This window comes from Brevibacterium sediminis (assembly GCF_013623905.1).
GTDB lineage: Bacteria > Actinomycetota > Actinomycetes > Actinomycetales > Brevibacteriaceae > Brevibacterium > Brevibacterium sediminis.
On record NZ_JABKDD010000011.1, the window covers coordinates 39,032 to 58,617 of the forward strand.

A 19,586-nucleotide genomic window follows, 5' to 3' on the forward strand; every position below is an offset into this window, starting at 1 on the left:
AAATTCGATCACGTATCGCTATGCGGACAATGCTCAGGAAATTTTGCGGCAGATCCATGAGATTCGGGGTCTTCAGTGGAAGCCCGTGGAGCGTCTTCATAGGCGACTATTCACTGTGTTCTAGGGGATCTGAAGCAGTTTGGGCGAGAGGGCGCGGCCGTGCCGAAGTGCGATGGCCCTGTGCGTAAGCTTCATCCGGGATTGAAAAACTCTAGACACTAACTGGATGTTTCGACAGAATGGATTGTGGGTCACGTTCGTTGGATCAAAATCCGACATCTGAGGGAGCGGAGCCTTTCAAATGCGTAAATTTGGAGGTTAAACGTGTCTCAACACGTCCATTCACGCCGTTTCGATTCTGCGAAGAGGAGTCGGCGAAGAAGAATTCCACGATGGGCACTTTCAGGACTGGCTCTCGGCGTTGTCGGAGCGATGGTCGGCACGACCAGCGCCTCGGCGCTGGGGCTCGACAACTATCCGGATGATCCTACAGAAGCCGAGGCGAGCGTCGCAGGGATGAGCCTCGATTCGAAGGATCTGGTTGCGGCGGCACAGTCGAAAGCCGGATCGAAATCGGATCCCGGTCCTAACCGTGAGGCATTCAACGGTGCGCTCGGCGGGGACGAAGTCATCGATTTCGGTGCGGGGTACCAGATCCCAGTCGACGACTTCATCGACTTCGGCCAGGCCGGAGCCATTGAGAGCGAATCGACGGCGTCTGATGCCAAGAACGGCAAGGCCGTCTCCGGCATCGTCGGTGCCGATGGCGGGCTCAGCCTTGATGGCAAAGACAGCGATTTCGGAACTGCGCAGGTCGACCTGCTCTCCATCGTGGCGGCGAGCGGGTCATCCGATGTCACCGATGGCCTGATCGACCAGGCAGATCTGAATCTCGGTCTCGGCGGCGCCTGGGTCGAGGCGATCGACGGCGAATTCCAAGATCCCGATTCTGTCGGGAAGTACGGGCAGTACAGAGTCGGCGATGCCAAGCTGCAGCTGCACTCTCCGGCGATCGACGATGCCGGCGACGGCGTCTCGGACGCTGCCGGCGAGATGGAGGGCGAAGTCAATGATGCGCTCAATGAAGCACTCGGGCTGACCGACCTCCTTCCGGGCATGACTGTGGACGCCAGTGTCGAGAGCAGCATCAAAGACGACGTTCTTGATGCGATTCTGCTCGAGCCGATCACCACTGATGACGGTCTCGCGACGATCGACCTCGGGGAAGGGTCGATCGAAGTCGACGTCGGACGGATCGGCGGCAACGACGACGGGGTGATCGATCGGCCGGTTGGGATGAACAACCAGGATCCGAACACTGAGCTGATCGATGATGAGACCTACCCGTTCATCGCCAGCAGCGTCCACGATGTCATCGAGAAAGTCATTGATGTCGCAGTCGACACGGCCATCGAGTCGCTGCGCAGCGCGACTGTGAACGTGGACATCACGGCCCCGGACGGCACGAAAGCCGGATGGGATATGGACCTGACGGGCAAGGTCAGCAACGACTTCTGCGACGCGGCGGGCGCCACCGGAACAGTCACCTGCGGGACGATCAACACCGTCATGAAGTCCATGGATACGGTGATGGGCCCGGTCTACGACGAGCTGTCCGATCCTTCGGGACTGTTGTACAAAGCGTTCACCACTATCAAGACGGACATGATGACAGTGCCTATCCGTGCGGCACTTGACCCATTCCTCAAGCTGATAGCCGATAACCTCGTCTCGCTGCAGATCAACCATCAAGAGACGACGGAATGCACCGCGGCCGACGGTTCGACTACGGTCAATGGTGTGGAAGTCTCTGCACTGAGCCTCGGCGTCGGCGATGGCACGGCACGTCTGGGCATCGGCAACGCGGGCGTTCGCACCGACTCATGCGATGAATCCGCTGACGGACCGTCGATCGACACCTCGTCGCCTGCACCTGCAGGTGGAGAGACGACGCTGGACTCCACAGGTTGGGCACCGGATACGGATGTCACTGTCGAGCTCAACGGTCCCGACGGCGAGCCGGTCGGCGACCCCATCACGGTGACGACCGATGGAGACGGAAACTTTCCGAAGGGAACGGTTCTTCCGATTCCCGCCGATGTCACTCCCGGTGACTTCACCATCGTCGGTACTGACCCGGACGGCAACACCGGGGAGGGCGATGTGACGGTCTACGCACCCGATCTGACGGTTGCGGGCCCTGTTTACCCGGGCGATTGCGCTGTAATCAAGTCGGGCGGATGGGCTCCTGATTCCGAGATCACGGTCCAGCTGAACGATGCAGAGGGCAAGCCTGTCGGTGACCCGGTCACGGCCACTGCTGACAAGAACGGCGATCTGCCCGACGACACCTGCGTGACCGTTCCCGACGGCACCGAGCCGGGTGACTTCACCGTCGTCGGCAGTGATGACAACGGAGCGAGCATCGATTCGCCTCTCACCGTCGCCGAGGCAGGAACCCCGATCGTATCGGTCACCACTCCGGCCCCGGCAGGCACTGACATCGACGTGACTTCGCGGGGATGGTCCGCGGATGCCGATGTGACGTTCGAACTGACAGACCCCGATGGGAAGTCTGTGGGTGACAATGTCACGGTCACAGCCGACGGGGAAGGCAATGTGCCGGAGGGAACGACTCTTCCGATTCCCGACGACGCAGCTGCTGGTGATTACACACTGACGGCGACCGATCCTGACGACAATTCCGCGAAGGCGACAGTGTCCGTCTACGCCCCGACGATCGAGACGACGTCCCCGGTGGTTCCCGGCCAGGACGCGGCAGTGAAGAGCACCGGTTGGCTTCCTTCGAGCGAGATCAAGCTGCAGCTTGTCGACGCCGACGGAAAAGACGCTGGTGACGCCGTGAATGTGACCACTGACGGCAACGGAAACGTACCTGACGATCCGGTCCTCACGATTCCCGAAGATGCCGAACCAGGCGATTTCACGGTGCGTGCGAGTGATGACAATGAAGCTGAGGTCGAAGCATCTGTAACAGTTGCAGAACCCTCGATCGACGTTTCATCGCCGGTTCCAGCTGGTGGAGAGGCGTCGCTGAAGAGCGCGGGCTGGAAGGCCAACACCTCGGTCGAACTTACGCTTGCAAACGCTGATGGAGATGTCGTCGGAAGCCCTGTGATCGCAACTGCGGATGGGGAGGGTGCTCTGCCCGATGGCACGAAGATTCAGGTGCCGGAAGACACCAAGGCCGGAGACCTCACGGTGACTGGCACAGCGTCGAATGAGACGACAGCCAAAGGTACTTTCGAGGTCTATGCTCCCTCGATCGAGGCGTCGTCTCCGGTTCCGGCCGGTGACGAGACCACGTTGACGAGCAGCGGCTGGCTGCCTGAAACCGAGGTCAGCATTCGTCTGGCACTGCCGTCGGCGAAGCCCGACGACTCTTCCGATGACCTCGGCAAGGCTATCACTGTAACGACCGATGAAGAGGGCGCAGTGCCAGAGGACACGAAGCTGCCCGTTCCCGCCGAGACCGCCGGCGGAGACTTCGCCGTAGTTGGCACCGATGACAATGGCGCCGAAGCCGCGGCGACCATCGAGGTGACTTCCGCTGGGTCCGACGACGACGCAAATGCCTCGTCGAACGCTGGTGGTGACGATGCGAATGCTTCGTCGAACGCTGGTGGTGACGATGCGAATGCTTCGTCGAACGCTGGTGGTGACGATGCGAATGCTTCGTCCAATGCTGGTGGTGACGATGCGAATGCTTCGTCGAACGCTGGTGGTGACGATGCGAATGCTTCGTCCAATGCTGGTGGTGACGATGCGAACGCTTCGTCGAACGCTGGCAGCGGCGACGTGAACGCAGGAGCTGGCGACGAAGGTGTAAGCAGCGATCTGCCACGAACCGGTGGCGAGATCGTGCCGATCTTCCTGGCTGCCGCCGCGCTTATCGCTGTCGGTGCTGCCGCACGGTACACGTTCAGAAACAAGACTCACGTGTGACCCTCATCTTCGAGATGAGATGAGATCGGGTGTGGTGATCATGCGCTCACATGATCACCACACCCATCCACTATTTTCGACTTCCCGCCCGTGTGGGGCGGCTTCTTCTGGGGATCGATACCGAAGTGAAAAGACGACTGACTCAGATCGCTGCCGGAGCTTTGTCTCTCTTGATCATCGTGACTGCCTGCACCCAGGGCGACAGTTCGCACTCTGGACGGCAGGGCGATAATGAGCAGGCCGTTGCCGACGTCTCCTGCAAGAGTCCCAAGCAGAAGGTCTCAAAGTCGCTGTCCAGCGGGGCCACATGGACGATGTGCTGGGGCGTTCATCCGGACTTCGGACTGACACTCTCAGACATTTACATCACTCCACCAGGTGAAGACCCGATCCGGGTGATCGACACAATGTCGACTTCTCAGCTTGAGGTTCCCTATGACACCGGAGAGCGACTCACCTCTGATATCACTGAGTCCGGATTCGGCGGACGAAAAATGAAGACACTCACTGACGACGCATGCAGGGGAGACATTCAGGCGGCAAGCATCCCGAAGATCGGCGACGGTTCATACGGCAAATCGGAGACGAGGAAGGTTCTGTGCTCCGAAGTCGTTGATGAAGGACTTGCCTACCACTCCAGCGATCTTGTGGCTCCAGCAAACGCCCGCAAGAACGGATGGCAGCTGTCGACAGTCTCTCGAGTCGGCTGGTACGAATACGTCTCGCAATACACATTCGGTGCCGACGGCTCCATCAACGTTCAGCTCGGAGCAACGGGAGACCTGTCTCCGGTCGATTACACGGATGAAGAGCATGGGTGGGATGTCGGTGACCACGAGCACGCGGCCAGCCACTCACATAACGCCGTCTGGAGAATACGGTGGGGCCTCGGTGGTACTGGAGGCATGAGCGCACAGCAGTTCGACGCCGATGAGACAGGCGAGAAAGGCGCGGAGTCCCCCAAGCTTACGGGTAAGCTGACGGACCTCGATCATCCCACGACGGCCCGTTGGCAAAATCGCCGGTGGTGGCGAGTCCTCAACCCAAATCTCCTCAACGATGATGGCCATCCCATCTCCTATCAGATCGATGTCGGCAAAACTGACTCCTTCGAGTTCGTCGACGACGCTGAGCATTCCCATACGCACGGTGATGACATCGGCTACGACGTAGGATTCACGAATCACAACGACTGTGAACTCTATGCAACGAAGAATAGGGGCGACTGCGGAAGGGGAGTGCCGGAGTTCGTCGAAGACGGAAAGGACCAGACGCTCGATGATGTCGTGTCATGGGTTGCGGTCGGATTCCACCATGTGCCTAGGGACGAGGAGCAGTCGCCCATGGAGATGCATTGGCAAGGCTTCACCTTGCTGCCCAGAGATCTCACTGCGCAGAGGTTCGATCTGCCGAAGGGCCACGAAGGAGTCAACGGGGTACCCGACTCCGAGTGGAACCAAGAGTCCATCAACTGAGGACCGAACACGCTCCGATCTTAGGGTCATGAAGCAGTCATGCAAGAGTCATTAACCACCCCAACCCAATTTGTCTTGTTTTATGAGATGACCTTTGAATGATTCATTGAGGCAAGTTATTCTGTCTTTGTCGGTAAATCTCATGAGTACATCGGCGCTTGCGTGGCGGCATCCTCAGTGCAGTCACGTGTCCCCTCCTGGGCGTGTTGAGCGCGCGTCCGGGAGGGTCTCCATTCAATTTATGCGATTCGCTCTTGAATTGATCGCCATTGGCCGCCACTACTTCCGATCGGTATTCAGTAACTTTCTCCCGTTGCTCAACTCATCGCCTTTAAGGAACCAGAGAATATTCACGAAATAGTCATTGTGGCGGCAGGAAAAGGTCATGCATGTGCAAAGGAGCTTGCAAACATGCGATAAACTGCCGGGATAAGAGCACGCTGCCAAGCGGAGGCTCTGGCGTTGCTGGGCAGCGCGGCTCCTTCCACCTACTTCTGTCGAGACCGATGAGGACCGGATAGACGTGAACGAACATCAGCCTGACGAGAATCTTGCCGATTTCACGAATGATGAGATCCTCAAGCTCATCGGCTCCGGAACTGTCGGTGCCTTCTCCGAAATCTATCGCCGCCATATCGACGATTCCATGAACGGGAAGGCGGGCCCCCGCGCGGTCCACGACGCTGCGCTGTTAGCGGTCCTCAAACAGGTTCTCGACTCCCCGCCTGAGACGTCAGAAGAACTTGAGACACTCATCGAGCGTGCTGTTGACGAGCAAGCAGCCCATCACGACATGACGGAGGAGACGAGGATCGTCTCTGAAGCCTGGGCTCGACACAGCAATGTGGCACACGTGTTTTCGAGTCTTCCCGACAACTGGCAGCGAATTCTGTGGCTGCGGGAAGTCGAGGGCCTCGAGGCGGCATCTGTGGCGCAGCGACTGAATGTCACCGCGCACACTGCGGCCCGTCTGGCGTCGCGTGCTCGTCAGGAGCTGCAGCGGCGGTGGCGGCAGGAGCAGGGCGGGCGGGCCCTGAACGCGACGGATCTGTGCTCTGCGCTGATTCCTGCTCTGCTGACGTCGCCAACATTGATCGAGCGATTCGCTGACACGCTCAATAATCGATCACACACAGCCCCGACATCATCGGCCTCCTTGGCCGCGACGGAAACCAACTCCGAGTCGGCGTCGGCGGCGGAATGGGAAAGTGCCTTACCGCCCACGGAGTCGGGTGGGGAAGCTGCCCTCGCGCGTTCCACGGAGGCGGCGCAGGTTGCGCAAGACATAGAGCCGTCGATAGAGGCCGAAGAGGAAACTGCCCTTGTGCCGTCACTGGAGGCGGAAGGGGAGACTGCCTCAGCCGCATCAACGGAGGCGGCGCAGTCTGTAGAAGATTCAGATCCATCCACGGGGGCGATGCAGGCTGTCGTGGAAGACTCAGAGGTCGAGAAAGACGACTCAGCCTTCCACCTCCCGAAGCCCGTCCTCATTCCAGTGGCGGCGGCGTGTGTCGGACTTCTTGGTTCACTGGTCGGACTCTCGATCTCGCCGATATCCAGCGAGACCTCGGGGTATCGTACGGATGTCGGGTCATCGTCCGCTTCCACCGGGAAAGAACTGGGAAGCCGGGCTGGCCGTACCGGGGAGCGCAGCGCATCGTCCGGGAACTCATCCTCCGACGGACGCGGCTCATCGTCATCCAGCGTGAATGATCCACACGATTCCGAGGCTTCAGAAGTTGTGGGCCGGGATGGAACAGAGCCACCTGCCTCGCACGGTGATGATCGCACCGCTGGAAAGTCCTCGAGCGGCAAGAAGCCGGGTGGGCCCGGCAATCCGGACCCGACGAAGCCTGACTCGCCCACACCGTCGGAGCCCGACGAACCCGATGCGCCCTTGCCGTCAAAACCGGACGTGCCGAGTGACCCGCCACCGTCGGAACCTGACCAACCGAGCGATCCCGCTCCATCGGAGCCTGACGAACCGGATACGCCTTCACCGTCAGAACCGGATGAACCGGGCGACCCCGCTCCATCGGAGTCCGACGAACCAGACAGCCCCAATCCATCGGAGTCCGACCAATCGAGTGACGCGACATCGACGTCCGCCCCGTCGGAGACCGAAGGGGCAGAGGGGGTGAACTAAGACGCCGATAGGCTGTCGAAAAACGGACAACCGTGGCCCCAGTCGCTGATCGACGCAATTGGGCCCAACTGAGCTGACAGCAGTTCGCCGGTCGCCTAGCGGCGCCGGCAGCTTCCCGGAGCAGGACCGACATACGGTGAGGAACGGTCTGCCGAGATATCATCTCGACAGACCGGTAAGCTCGCTGTGCTATACATGTTTATGTAGCAACGCACATTTCCCCTCACCTTGGCAGGCCCCACTGCCACGGCTCCCCGCCGACAGCACAGAGAAGATTCCAGCATTGCCAATCAGAGAGCCCAGCCGAGACAACAGCGAAGAATCATCCCCTCCTCGCCGAGAGAGCGCTTTCGACGCTTATTTCGGCCCCGTGATCTCAGACCAACGTTCCTTCGCGGAAGCGCTTACCCTCCGAGATGATCTCGACGCTGCCGGAATCGAAAACCTCTTTCGCTGCAGCGCCGGCCGAATCGACATTGCGCAGTCTCTCATCGAATCCGCACATCGTGCTGGATTCCGGGTATCTGACATCGACCAGCCCCAGATCGACGCACTGCTCCTGCCCTCGCTGACTCCTCGCCTCTCGGTCGGAGGAGCAAAGGCGCAATCTGTGTTTCTGCTGGCCCTCTTTTCGTGGCTTCCGAAGATCACTGCGCCGACGATCGGTCTCGTTCACGAAGCCTATGATCTGGCCGAGTCCAAGACGACTGTTCCCACAACGTCCACGGAGTTGGTTTCCGAGCTTGTCGCCGAGGGTCTGCTGGTCGTCGAATCCAGAGAAGACGGAACGCTGACCGTTCCGGGTCTCATTCGCTCATTGATGCGTCGAATCACCGGCCCCTGGACAGCCGAGTTCCATAGAAGTCCTCACGAAGCATTCAGCATGGCCATCGACAACAGTTATGCGAGGGCGAAGGCGAGCGATGTGCCGGGATACGACGAGATCCTCGACCTCGTCGTCGAAATCGAAGGCTGGGAACTCCTCGAGCAGATGTGGACGCGACGGTCCATCAATGTCTTCGACGACGTGGTCAACGCGGTCGACGCTTTTCTCTCAGTTCCCGCCTCCGTCATCAGTGAAAGGCCGATTCTCGCATTGGCCAGGAGCGCCGCACGAAGGATCGATTCGACGCGTAGTCGTTTCGGAACCGAGGACCGCACGCGCTTGGTGCCGGTGACAGATTTCGACAGCATTGTCGTACCGAGCCTCCACGGCATCCTGTCATCAGGTCATGAGACAGAACTAAGTGTGGATGAGATCGCTGCGCTCACCGCTGCAGAGGCACGCCTTCACCGTTCGAACGGTGACTACGGGACGGCGCTGCAGACGATCGATTCGGGACGTGAATTGCTGCGCCGGCGCCATGACGAGGGGTCCGGCCCGACAGCCATGATGCAAGCTGGGCTCAATCTTGAGCATGGCAAGAATTTGGTCTCAGCAGGTCGTTTCGCTGAGGCGTTGCGGGTCCTTCAGAGAGTGATTCAGTTCTCCGAAACCTATGCGCCGAACTCATGGCACCCGATGCTCGCTGGCTATTTGGAGACCGCGTTGGCCAATCTCGGCCACGGTCACGGCAAAGAGATGGGCTGGAATCTCACCCTTACTCGGGACAAGGCGCAGATGTTCGGCATGGAGACCGTGCCAGGTGAACATAAATGGCAATGCCTCGATGCGATGAGGAGCCTGGACCGACTCGACCTGCTTGCGGCTGGCACAGCTCTTGAGAAACTGAAGAAGCTGGGGACTGCGAAAGGGCTCGGATCGCTGCCCACGATCGCCGAGAGTCTCTATCGTGTCTACCGTGGCCGAGCCTCGATCGCAGCCAAAGAGCTCATCGACAATGTCGACACTCGGGATTCGCCGATGACGAGTTCGTCGAATTCCAGATTCTCCGGGATCGTGAATATCGCGAGCTTTGTGTTCCTGGCTGCGGGAGAGACGAAGCCGATCCAGGATCTGGTGGTTCAGATGACTCCGACTGACCCCTCGTATTCATTGGTCAAAGCGCGCCAGAGTTTCGTCTTCGGACAGCGCGAGCAGCTGTGGTCGCACACTGCTCGTGTCCTCAACAGCGTCGATGGCCCCCGGCTCAAGGGCTGTGCTGCGGCACTTCGTGCCGCTTTCCTGCATCACGAAAGTCAGGAAAGTGCGGCCGTGGACAGTTTCGGCCACGTTCTCGACTACTGCATCATCGGGTCGACATTGATGCCGATTGCGCAGATGTCGAAGTCTTCGAGGTCGGCGCTCATCGCGGTCACGGCCTCACACTCGGCCTGGTCTGATCTGGCTGAGACATTCGATGAGGCGGACAGTTCGGGCGCGGATCTACAGCAACGACTTCTGGATCTTCCGGAAACTCTGCGCGTGTCCGTCGACCGTGATGTCGAACTGTCTTCTGCAGAGCTTTCGCTGCTTTTCGCCATCGATTCCCAGAAGCCGGTCCCGCAGATCGCCCGCGAGTTCGGGGTCGTCGCCGGGACGTTGAAGAATCGACTGTCTGCGCTGTATAAGAAGTTCGGTGTGCGCAGTCGTGCCGAAATGATCGAACACGCGAAGCGCAACGGGTACCTCTCATCGACTGAAGTGCCCGGAGGAGGGTCTGCAACTTCGAACTGAGGAACATCGTGTGCGATGGAGATTTCGTCGAAAGTGAGGGGCGAGATCGCTGGATGACCCACAATACGCCGGGCAGGCTGGACTGGTCGTCGGGGGCCGGTGCTTTCGGGCTCCGTCGCGTGCTGGTCCGGTGTGGTGGTGTCAGCAGAGGACTCGGTGGCGGAGGGGTTGGTGGGATCGAAGTCGATGTCTTCGATGTCAAGTCCCCTAAGACGGCATCACTTCACGGCTTGGGCACTCACGTGAGCGATGATGCCGCGCTGCGGGTGCTCATCGTCGAAGACGATCCGATGACGGCACAGGCGCACGCGGACTTCGTGGACCGCGTGCCGGGATTTGAGGTGGCCGGAACCTGCCTGGGCGGACATGAGGCGATCGAACGCTTCGACGAACTCGCTGCTGCAGGCAGCCCCGTCGATATCGTTCTGCTCGATATGAACCTCACGGATTCGCACGGCCTCGAGGTCGCCGGGCGGCTGAACTCCCGCGGTCAGGACGTCGACATCATCGCGATCACCGCGGTGCGGCACCTGCAGGTCATCCGTTCGGCGATCTCGTCGGGCATCACCCAGTACCTCATCAAGCCGTTCACCTTCGCGGCGTTCAAGGAGAAGTTGGAGAACCAGCGCGAGTTCAGGCGCGGGCTCACGGGCTCGGGGTCGTTGGCGACTCAGGCGTCGGTGGACAATGCGCTCTCAGCGCTGCGGTCGGTCTCGTCGACGACCCTGCCGAAGGGCCTCATCGCCGAGACCTTGGACGCAGTGTCCGCGTTCGTCCGCGATTCCGCAGTCCCGGTCTCGGCCACCGAGGTGGGGCAGGGCCTCGACCTGTCCCGCGTCACCGTCCGCCGGTACCTCGAACATCTCGTCTCGACGAAGCAGGCGATCAAGCAGCCCCGGCACGGAACGCCCGGGCGGCCGGAATACGAGTATCGGTGGGTGTGACGGGCCTGCTGTGCAAACGATGAGATTTGCCGCAGGCAAGCCGTGAAATGCTCTCGGTTCACCAGCGGTACTAAGGCCATGCGGTACTCTGGCAACTGCCCAACGCCGCATTTCCCCTCCTTGTGGCATTTCCCCACTGTCCGTCGGCAACCGCCGCACTAGCAGAGAAGAACCGTGCCGTGACCAGTACCTCCCCTGTAGACCCCAAAAGCAATGACGAGGCGACTCCCCTCAAGGACTCCGGATTCGATTCCCGGTTCGGTCCTCGCGCATCGTCCATCGAAAAATTCGCCGAGGCGGTCGGCCACAGCGATGAGCTGTCGCCGACCGCTCTCGAACAGCTCTTCAGCTGCAGCGGTGGCCGCCCCCGCATAGCCGACGCGCTCGTACGAGCACGTGTCAAAGCCGGCATACCGCTGACCGATAATGACCCCGACCGCATCGATGCAATGCTTTCACCAGCGTTGACGCCGAAGATCGAGGGCGCCAAGCGCGAATCCGGAGCGCTCTACCTGCTGACCCTCTTCGCGTGGGCCCCGCGGATCACCTCGGCCATGGTCGATCTGGTCCACTCTGCCTTCGCCGCCGCAGAGTTGGCAGCATCGGCGGGCTCCTCGCCTGAAGGACTCACTTCGCTCCTCCTCGATGAGGGACTCCTGACAGTCCCGACCGACGGCGATGAGGTGTTCACGGTCCCGCCCATGATTCGAATGCTCATGCGTCGAATAGTCACGTGCGATTCCGACTCCGCCGCCAGAAGCCCGCGTGAGGCTCTCGGAGCTGCGATCTCCGATTCCATCGGCCGACAGCGTTCGGGCAGACGCGAAGGTCTGACCGAGGTCGTCGATCTCGTCCTCGAGCTACGTGATTGGCACGTGCTTGAACGCACATGGGCACGCCGTTCGGTCAATGTCTTCATCGATGCGCCCAGCGCCGTCGAGGCCTACCTCAGGGTCCCAGAGGATGTGCTGGCTCAAAATCCGATCCTCATCCTGGCTCGCAGTGCCGCCCGTCGCATCGACTCGACCCGTACGCGACTGGGCACCGACGATATGCCGACACTGCTCTCAGCCACCGACTTCTCCAGCATCGTGCTGCCGGAGATGCGCGGACTCCTGGCGGCCGAGTCCGAACGTCGACTCACCGCCGATGAGATGTCCGTGGTGACCATGCTCGAAGCGAGGATGCACCGGCTCAACCGGGAGAACGAAGCCGCATTGAACGTCATCGAGGTGGGACGGGAACGTCTGCGCCACCTCGGCGCGGGTGAGCCCGGGCCCACGCTGATGTTGCAGGCTGAGCTCAACCTCGAGCACGGGCGGAATCTGATCGTGGCTGGTCGCTTCCCTGAAGCGATGTGCGTGCTCCAGCGGGTCGTCCACTTCGCCGAGATCTATGCCCCGAACTCGCCGCACCCGCTGCTCGCGGGGCTCGTCGAGGCCGCCCTGGCTGGAATGGGGCACGGGCACGGATCTGACATGGACCGCAACCTGGAACGGGCACGTGAGGACGCTCGCAGATTCGGAATGGCCGCGCTGCCGGACGAATACACAGCCCTGTGCATCGAATTGATGCGCAGCCTGGACCGGCTCGATCTCGATGCAGCCCGACTGATCATCATCGCACTTGACCAGGCGAAGCCCACCCAATTCCTGGGGCCCATTCCGCACGTGCTGAGAAGTCTGTGCTTTGTGTATGAAGGGCGAGCTTCGGCCGCGGCGAAGCTGCTGGTGGAGAGTCTGCAGGTTCAGCTTCTGCCGACGACAGGCGTACTTAGCGCACGGTTCTCGGCCATCGTCAACATCGTCAGCTTCGTGCTGGCCGCTGCGGGCGAGGGGAAGGCCCTGCAGGGCTTGGCCGAGCGGATGAGTCCACCGAGTCCGGGGTACTCGGTCGTCAAAGCGCGTCAGGCCTTCGTCTTCGGGCAGCATGATCCGCTGTGGACCGCCACAGGGCAGTTGTTGGCCGGCGATGAGGGGCCCAGGCTCAAGAACTCAGCCATGGCTCTGCGCGCCGACATGCTCCACCACGAGGGCCGTTCTGCTGAGGCGCTGGAGGCCTTCGTCGACATGCTCGACTACTGCGCGATCACCGCATCGGTGCTTGCCGTCACTCAGTTGTCGAAGTCTGCTCGAGAGGCGCTCATTCCCGTTTCGGCCGATTGTTCCGAGTGGGAGGCCGTGGCGCGGTCGTTCAATTCTGCAGAGCTCACGGCGGCCGTGTTGCAGAAGCGTCTGCTCGAACTGCCAGAGACTTCTCCGGTGTCCCCGGATTTCCAGACCGATCTCACCCCGGCCGAACAGTCGCTGCTGTTCGCGATCGACTCATCGAAGTCGATCGCGCAGATCGCCCGCGAATTCGGAGTGGTGTCGGGAACGCTGAAGAACCGCCTGTCCGCGCTCTACCGCAAGCTCGGCGTGCGCAGCCGTGCCGAGGCTGTGGCCCACGTCCACCGCGGTCAGCAGAGCTGACTGCGTGGCAATCGTCCGCGGAGAGGCGGCCTACTCGCCGGCCAGTTGCCAGCAGTGCTGGAGCGATCGATCCACCACGAGCAGTCCGATCTCTCAGCCTTCGGCGGTGGATCAGTGGCAGAACTCCCACCAGCCGACGACATGACAGTGGGGGCCTTCGTTAGGGTCCTCTCCATCGGCATCTGAGACGCCAGAAGCGTCTGCGTCTGAGGCTGAGTTGACCCCCGCATCCGGTTCGCTGGACGCGGTCGAGGTCCCCGTGTCGCTGTTCGCAGCCGCATCGTCAGTGTCTTCCGACGATTCCGATGAGGAATCGGAACTCGGTTCTGGTGGAGCCGAAGGAGTACTACTCGGCTCGAGGCTGGGCTCGCTCGAGTCCGTCGGCTCCTCGGCCGGTGTGGGTGCGGCGGTCTCCGGGGCCGCTTCGGATGAGGGCTCATCCGGTTCCACAGGCGGAACCTCAGCGGGATCGTTCCTCGGCTGCTGCCGGTCGGACGAAGAAGGGGTCGACGCCTCCTTCTCCGGGTGCGGCGCCTGAGCGTTCTTCCGGGAGTCCCGCGACCGCTCTTCCTCGCGTGAAGCGGAGCGCTCAGTGGCGTTTTGCTCGTGCCCGTCCGAGCCCTCAGCACTCTCATCGCCACCGTCCGGCTCAGCCGTGCGCGGTGGAGACGGTGAGGAAGGCGTTGTTTTTGGTGGATCAAATGGCGCCGAAGAGGTCTCTTCCGCAGCAGCAGACTGTGGGGCAGGATCGCGCTGAAGATTCACAAGTGTGGCGGCACCGGCGGCAATGGCGGCGCTGGCAGCGATGCCTGCGATTACAATTTTGACCACCGACGCTCCGGCCGCAATTCCGGCAGTGCTGCCTCCAGAGCTGCCCGCTGCCGCAGTGCTCGTGCTGCTCTTTGATACTGCGGCTGCCGCACTTGAGTGCGGCTCGGCGACGACCGAACCCGACTGCTCACTCGGCCCGACGCTCGCCGTCCCCGCGCCCGTCAGCAGCATAGCTTCTTCCGGGAAATGGCCCCATTCGATGAGCGCGGCAGCGAGAGCTGCCGGCGTGATCCATACCTGGAACTTCGCATTGATGCTGCGGAGCTCAAAGGACTGACGGCGGCAATGACTGCAGTGACTGAGATGAGCCTTGATCGCTTCAGCGCGTTTCGGGCCCAGCTGTTGCCGCACGAACCGCGCAAGCGCAGAGGAGTACTTCGCGCATTCGGGGGCGCTGGGTTCGACGTGTTCCTGCAGATAGGCGGCCCGCAGCCCCTCTCGTGCGCGACGCAGGAGCGAACTGATGGAATTCGACGACAGCCCCAGCATCGCGGCCGCATCAGCGGTCGATATCCCTTCAATATCGATGAGTGTGAGCGCGCTCTGCCAGGCGTCGGGGAGAGTTTTGAAGGCGCGGCCCAGCTGATCTCGCTCTGCCACCTCGGCGGCGAGATCGCTCGGTTCGCTGTCGGCAAGAAACGTCAGCACATCGGGTTCGACGATCGTCGTCGCACGAACCATCGCCGTGCGCCGGTACGATTCGGAGCGAACAGCGGCCATGAGATACGCCTTGAAGGACTCATCCGGCCCTTTTCCTCGCCCCCACGCGCGCCAGATCTTGGCGAAAGCCTCGGCGACGGCATCTTCCGCTTGCGCACGATTTCGGCTGAGGCGCAGTGCGACATGCAATGCAGGGAGCCGATGTCGGGCATAGAGCTCACCGTAGGCGGCCCGTGCAGCTGCAGATTCGGGCCGGTGATCACGGATGCAGGCACAGAGGTCGGAGTCGCTGAGTTCACTGCTCGGGTGTGGCAGTCCGAAAGGGGAGCGGGAACTATCGGCCGACGATGACCACTCTTCGGTCATCGGCTCATCGTCTCGAAAGTAAGGTGCGGATTCAGACGGGGAAATTGCATGAGGGGACCTCAACTGTGAGTTCGGGGCATTTCAGAGGGGAGTAAAAATTCTACAGGAGCAGAACCCAGCTTCCCAATCACCCAGGGTTGGGAACAAGGCGACCAATCCTCGGCCGCGTGAGCAGGGATACCCACGCGCGGCTGAGCCATTTCGTTTCGGGTGGAAACGCGGCTGTGGCCCCTGTCGTCATGCATTGGAGAGAAACTTCTGAAACTCGCGAACGAAATCGATTGCGCAGAGGTCTCAGCCTATGGGGAGGTCAAGATCCACGATCGCTCCGAGCCTGAGCCGGCAGTTAGTCAACAGCCGGTTCGGGACCCCTCCGAGTCCCGGACTCGTCCGAGGCGGTCCTGCTGAACCACGTGGCTGCAGGGCCGCCTCACAACCCCATAGACAGTGCATCCGATCATCTGGCATTCGTCGAATGCGCAGGTGACGGCCTCTTCTGAAGGAGAAGACCCTTGTCCCTGAAGCGACCTCCTATGACGAGGCACGGAGCGGCGATCCTCGCATCGTCTGTTCTTGCTTCGTTCGCATTCCTCGGTGCATCCGTCGCGCCGGCACAGGCCGCGGCAGAACCCCTGCCGAACCCCTCACTGGCCGATAAATGCGGCCTCGATATCGGAGTCGTCCTCGACCTCTCGAATTCCCTGTCCGATCGAGACGTCGACGATTCGAAGTCGGCGGTCAAATCTGTCGCCAGCGGCCTCTCGGGGACTCCCAGCAGAGTGTCTGTCAACTCGTTTGCAACGTTCGGACCCGACGGCACCAACGAGCCGATCAACAGCGCGTCTGTCGCAACCTCGGACTCAGTCGACGAACTCAATAAGCAGATCGACGCGCTTCGGCGGGTTCCGCAGAACTCAGGAGGCACGAACTGGGACCGCGGGTTGGGGCAGTTGGGCGGTACAAACCACGACTTGGTACTGTTCGTCACCGACGGCAAGCCCACGGCATACGGGGTGCCGGGGTCCGAACGGGGCAATACCGACCGCGGTACGCGAACCGATCAGATCGACATCGACAAAGCCATCGAATCGGCGAATGCTCTGAAATCTCAAGGTACCAAGGTGGTCGGTTTGGGAGTGGGCAGCGAGATCAACGAGGGCAACATCAAGCTGGTCTCGGGCCAGACCGCAGGCGACGACTACTATGTGGTCTCTGATTACTCCGAATTGGCCGAACAGCTCCGTGAGATCGCCACGAAGAGCTGCCGAGGAACTCTCAACGTCACCAAACTCATCGACCCTGGGTCCGGCAAACACGCGAAGAACACCGCGAAACACCCGGGCGAGGGCTGGACGATCTCGTCCCCGGATTCGGTGGACGGAGTGGAGAAGACCACCGATGCGGCCGGGACGGTGAGCTTCAAACTGCAGACCCCGGCCGAAGGCGTACAGGCTTCCGAGAAGCAGCAGGAAGGCTACCGACTGCAGCAGCAGTCCGGTTCAAACGCGCTCTGCACCGCAGACGGACGCAAGGTCGGCACCAGAAACATCGCAGACGGGTTCGAATTGACCGAATCTGTCGACACGGACGCGATCATCACCTGTCGGCTCGTCAACGAACAGATCCCCGGAGGGCTGAGCTGGAAGAAGGTCGACGAAGACGGCGACGCGCTCGCCGGTGCTGAATTCACACTGACGGGTCCGGACGGCGAGGACTTCGTCGTGGCCGACAACGGCGAGCTCGACGCCGACGAGGCGGCCGGGCAGTTCGAAGTGACCGACTTAGCCTGGGGCGACTACACCATTACGGAGACCAACGCTCCGGACGGATATGTACTCACGGACGAGACGCAGACCGTGACGATCACCGGTGAGAAGCGGGACATGGAGTTCTCAGACATCGTCAACAAGAAAGATGTCGAAGGCGGTGCCGATCCGGAGGGCGAAGCTTCTGCAGACCCGAGCTCAGACGCGGACGCTTCTACTGATCCTGATGCAGACGCTGATCTGAACGCGTCGCCTGACGCGGATGCATCGTCAGACCCGGGCGCTTCTACTGATCCTGATGCAGACGCTGATCTGAACGCGTCGCCTGATGCGGATGCATCGACTGACCCGGACACATCATCCGACCCGGACACTTCGTCCGACGTGAACGCCGAGTCCGAAGCGTCGAAGGATTCAGATGCCGAGGCCTCGACCGATCCTGACGGTGGTGACGATGCTTCGACTGACCCGGACGGCAAGGACGAGGGGTCAATGGATATTGACGTAGACGCCGCAGCCGATTCGGACGGCCAGGATACGGCAGCGACGGACGCCGATGCCAAGGCATCGACCGACCCAGGTGCTGACGCGGCAACTGATCCGAGTGCTGACGACTCGGCCGCAGCAGATCCAGAGGCTGATGACTCGGCTGCGACGAACTCGAACGCGGATAGCGCTGGGTCGAGCACGTCGAAGTCCGGGAGCACTTCAGCAGATGGATCCGCGACCGACTCAGGAGGGAGCCCCAGTGGTGGGACCGACTCCGGCAGCGACGGCTCTCATCTGCCGAGGACTGGCGCCGCTGGAGCGATGACGTTCGGCCTCCTCGGCGTACTCCTCGTTGGGGGCGGAATAGCCGCTATCCTCGTATCGAGGCGACGGAAGACCGACATGCTGTGATGCAGCCTCGTATCTGATCCGAGCAGAGGGCGGAGCCGAATCGATATCGGCTCCGCCCTCTACCGTCTGGAGAATATGCCAGGTGTCGTTCCCAAGGTCGACCGGAAGTGGCGAGTGAGATGCGCCTGATCATGGAACCCTGACTCAACGGCCGCCTCGGCGGGAGAGCTCCCGGACAGCAGCAGCCTGCGGGCGCGGTCGACGCGGCGGCCGATGACGTACCGGTGGGGCGAGATTCCGAAGTTTCGAGTGAAGACCCGCACCAGATGGCTGCGGTGAGTGCCGAGCTCGGTGGCCGCCTCGGCGATGGTGAACGATTCGAGGAGACGATCATCGAGCAGATCGCGCAGACGACGGGCGAGCGGCGCATCCGAGGTGGGCTCACCGACCGGGGTGAGTCGTGAGAGCGCGAACTCGCGGAGTGCGAGGACCCCGCACTCGGCGGCGAGGGCATCGGCCGGATCCGCCAGGGCGGCGTGGATGTCGGTGACCTCGGTGAGGGCATCCGTGCCGAGCAGGGTGGGCGAATCCGCCGCGGCATCGACTGCGGACTCCGGCAGCCATTCGGGCTCGAGGTAGAGCACTCGTTTGCGGAAGCCTTTCTCCGGCGACGCCGAGCGGCCGTCGTGGGGCACCTGGGGCGGCAGCAGCGTCACCGCGGTCGGCGTGGCAAGGTGATCGTGGCAATCGAGATCATAGGTCACGGCGCCATCGTCGATGAGCAGGACCGTCCACGAATCATGCGTGTGCGCGGGATAGGCATGATGGTCGAAGCGGGCGTGGAGCACCTCCTGGACCTGCGGAACCTGAGGATGCCAGGCGCGGATGACGTCGACCATGCAACAAATGTACAAGACCGCGGTGTGCGGGGTCGGTGAAGCTGGGACCATGCATGAGAACACAAATTCCCCAGATCAGACCGACACCACAACGTCGACCGAGGCGGTTGCGAGCAATGCCGTCACCGAGGCGGTCGTGCCGTCAACGTCTGCCGATGGGAGCGCGCCGGCTGTCGAGCCGAGTGCGCCCGTCCGGTTCGATACGAAGGTCGTCGTCGTCCTCCGCGATGACCTGAAGGCATGGCAGGAACTCAACGTCACCGCCTTCCTCATGTCCGGAATCGCCACGAGCGACGTGGGACTGGTCGGGGAGAACTACCGGGACGCCGACGGCAACGACTACCTGCCGATGCTGCGCCAGCCGGTGATGGTGATGACCGCGAATGCGGATAAACTGCGGTCGATCCGGACGAAGGCGATGGGACGCGGAATCCCGACAGCAATCTACACCGAAGAGCTGTTCTCCACCGGCCACGATGCAGCCAACCGGGCCGCCGTGGCCGGTGTCCCGGCCGAGGAACTCAACCTAGTCGGGGTGGCCCTGCGTGGGCCGAAGAATGGTGTTGATCGGGTGGTGAAAGGCGCGCGGATGCACGCGTGAGGTG

General features: G+C 61.6%; 10 protein-coding genes and 1 pseudogene. 8 read left to right on the plus strand and 3 right to left on the minus strand.

All coding sequences use genetic code 11. The features are described 5' to 3' along the window. Nucleotides 1-432: 432 nt before the first annotated feature. From HK108_RS13930 to HK108_RS19135, 6 genes are all read left to right on the plus strand, one after another. Nucleotides 433-3,966, plus strand: coding sequence for a choice-of-anchor G family protein (locus HK108_RS13930; protein WP_181271942.1), 3,534 nt, complete (start codon nt 433-435; stop codon nt 3,964-3,966). A gap of 50 nt (nt 3,967-4,016) precedes the next feature. Further along, nucleotides 4,017-5,441, plus strand: coding sequence for a copper amine oxidase (locus HK108_RS13935; protein WP_181271943.1), 1,425 nt, complete (start codon nt 4,017-4,019; stop codon nt 5,439-5,441). Nucleotides 5,442-5,964: 523 nt separating this feature from the next. Continuing rightward, complete coding sequence (locus tag HK108_RS13940) at nt 5,965-7,587, plus strand: sigma factor-like helix-turn-helix DNA-binding protein (RefSeq protein WP_181271944.1); 1,623 nt, start codon at nt 5,965-5,967, stop codon at nt 7,585-7,587. Between the two features lie 136 nt (nt 7,588-7,723). Then, complete coding sequence (locus HK108_RS13945) at nt 7,724-10,204, plus strand: helix-turn-helix transcriptional regulator (protein WP_181271945.1); 2,481 nt, start codon at nt 7,724-7,726, stop codon at nt 10,202-10,204. 242 nt (nt 10,205-10,446) lie between these two features. Then, the gene (locus tag HK108_RS13950; protein WP_268236681.1) at nt 10,447-11,148 is read left to right on the plus strand and encodes a response regulator; all 702 of its coding nucleotides are present in this window, start codon (nt 10,447-10,449) and stop codon (nt 11,146-11,148) included. A 179-nt stretch (nt 11,149-11,327) separates the two neighbouring features. Further along, complete coding sequence (locus HK108_RS19135) at nt 11,328-13,619, plus strand: helix-turn-helix transcriptional regulator (protein WP_219922446.1); 2,292 nt, start codon at nt 11,328-11,330, stop codon at nt 13,617-13,619. Nucleotides 13,620-13,730: 111 nt separating this feature from the next. Here the strand turns inward: HK108_RS19135 and HK108_RS19250 are convergent, their stop codons facing one another. Then, on the minus strand, nt 13,731-14,801 hold the full coding sequence (locus tag HK108_RS19250) for a hypothetical protein (RefSeq protein WP_507134176.1): 1,071 nt from the start codon (nt 14,799-14,801) through the stop codon (nt 13,731-13,733). Between the two features lie 132 nt (nt 14,802-14,933). Beyond that, nucleotides 14,934-15,476 (minus strand): annotated as a pseudogene (locus tag HK108_RS19210) (RNA polymerase sigma factor); the annotation flags it as partial. A 533-nt stretch (nt 15,477-16,009) separates the two neighbouring features. Between HK108_RS19210 and HK108_RS13965 the strand changes: the two are divergent. After that, complete coding sequence (locus HK108_RS13965; protein ID WP_181271948.1) at nt 16,010-18,142, plus strand: SpaA isopeptide-forming pilin-related protein; 2,133 nt, start codon at nt 16,010-16,012, stop codon at nt 18,140-18,142. Between the two features lie 59 nt (nt 18,143-18,201). On the opposite strand, the gene HK108_RS13970 is transcribed toward HK108_RS13965, so the two are convergent. Beyond that, nucleotides 18,202-18,981, minus strand: coding sequence for an AraC family transcriptional regulator (locus HK108_RS13970; RefSeq protein WP_181271949.1), 780 nt, complete (start codon nt 18,979-18,981; stop codon nt 18,202-18,204). A gap of 49 nt (nt 18,982-19,030) precedes the next feature. Here HK108_RS13970 and HK108_RS13975 point away from each other — a divergent pair, with 49 nt between their 5' ends. Further along, the gene (locus HK108_RS13975; protein WP_181271950.1) at nt 19,031-19,582 is read left to right on the plus strand and encodes a DUF2000 domain-containing protein; all 552 of its coding nucleotides are present in this window, start codon (nt 19,031-19,033) and stop codon (nt 19,580-19,582) included. The last annotated feature ends 4 nt before the right edge of the window (nt 19,583-19,586 follow it).